Origin of the sequence: Aquabacterium parvum (assembly GCF_001447195.1) — a bacterium.
Classification (GTDB): Bacteria; Pseudomonadota; Gammaproteobacteria; order Burkholderiales; family Burkholderiaceae_C; genus Aquabacterium; species Aquabacterium parvum.
The window spans coordinates 1-1,476 of record NZ_LFRI01000377.1; the positions used below are offsets into that span (position 1 = coordinate 1).

Consider the following 1,476-nt stretch of genomic DNA (forward strand, 5'->3'; position numbering starts at 1 on the left):
GGGCTACAAGGGCTTCCCCATCTGTCAAGCAAAAACATCCCCGGGTGATTCGCCGAAGGCGATTCACCTGGAACCTTCAAACCATCAAAACACCAACCCAGGGATCAGTCGCGCAGAGGTCTACCAAGGGATAAGGACGGCAACACTACAACCGGTCTTCAATGCAGCATCAATGTGCTGCGGACCCTGATGAAAGACGCACGCGGGGGCTCCATTCGTTAGTCAAGGTCGCCACATGGCGCCTTCACAAGTTAACCGAGCCTTCCCCGCGCAGGTCCAACCTTGGTTCTCATCAACGCGGCATCACGCCATGAATCGGTACACGGGCACTGTCAAGCTGCCATCAGGCCATCGGCCTGAACGCTTCGCCTTTGCTGAGCATCGCCCAGGCCATGCGCGCGTTCTTGGCCGCCACCGCCACCACCGCTTTCCAGTACCCCCTTCGCTCGGCCAGCTCGGTTACCCATTTGCTCAGCCGGTCTTGCTTCTTCTTCGCGGCGGCCACCACCGCTCGCGCCCCCAATATCAGCAGCATGCGCAAGTAGCCATCTCCGGCTTTGGTGATGCGCCCCAGTCTTTGTTTGCCACCCGAGCTGTACTGGCTGGGCACCAGGCCCAACCAAGCCGCCAGTTGCTTGCCGCACTTGAAGTCGTGCGCGCTTCCAATGCTGGCCATCAGGGCCGTGGCTGTCTTGTCGCCAATACCGGGCACCTCCATGAGCTTGCGGCAACGCTCGTCCGCCTTGGCCATCACCTCGATGTGACGGTCGTACTCGGCGATGCGTTCATCGAGCCGGTGAACTTCGCTGAGCAAGTCGCCGATGGCGGTGTTGGCCCAGCCCGGCAGATCTTCCAGGCACTGACCAGCTTCGCGCCGCACCACCTCGGCACGCTGGGGCAACACGTGCCCGTACTCGCTGAGCAAACCGCGAATGCGGTTGATCGTGGCCGTGCGTTGCTCGATGAACCCTTGCCGCACGCGGTGGATGCTCAAGCGGCCTTGCGCGTCTTCGCTCTTGATCGGCACAAAGCGCATCTGCGGTCGCTGCACCGCTTCGCAGATCGCCTGCGCGTCGGCCGCGTCGTTCTTGCCTCGCTTGCCGCTGAGCCGGTACGGCGCCACGAACTTGGCCGCGATGATGCGCACGTTGTGCCCGAACTGCTGAAACTGCCTCGCCCAGTGGTGCGCTCCCGAGCACGCCTCCATGCCGATCAGGCACGGCGGCAGTTTGGCGATCAGCTCCAGCAGTGCGTCGCGCCGCACCGCTGGGCGCACCAGCACCGCTTTGCCCGCCGCATCAACACCGTGCACCGCAAAAACGTTCTTGGCGAGATCGATCCCAATCGCAATAATGGCCATGGACTTCCCCTTCCGAGTGAATTGATGAGATTCGCAACCCCATCGTGGCACTTCGATGCCGTTTGCCGCAATACGCGGCTAGCTCGGGACGGGGAAGTCCCTTTCATTCGTTAGGC

The 1,476-nt window shown here is 62.1% G+C and carries 2 protein-coding genes; one reads left to right on the plus strand and one right to left on the minus strand.

Features of this window, described 5'->3' with window-relative positions:
* Positions 1 to 190 (plus strand): hypothetical protein (locus ABG80_RS23560; RefSeq protein WP_235513864.1); only part of this gene is annotated, 190 nt, incomplete at its 5' end.
* Between the two features lie 153 nt (positions 191 to 343).
* Here ABG80_RS23560 and ABG80_RS14030 read toward each other — a convergent pair.
* Positions 344 to 1,360 carry an IS110 family RNA-guided transposase gene (locus ABG80_RS14030; RefSeq protein WP_058088268.1) on the minus strand — a complete coding sequence of 339 codons (1,017 nt, stop codon included), beginning with the start codon at positions 1,358 to 1,360 and terminating at the stop codon, positions 344 to 346.
* Positions 1,361 to 1,476: the final 116 nt, after the last annotated feature.

Excerpts from the sequence above, each read along its gene's own strand:
- ABG80_RS14030 (WP_058088268.1), bottom strand. The coding sequence starts at position 1,360 with ATGGCCATTATTGCGATTGGGATCGATCTCGCCAAGAACGTTTTTGCG.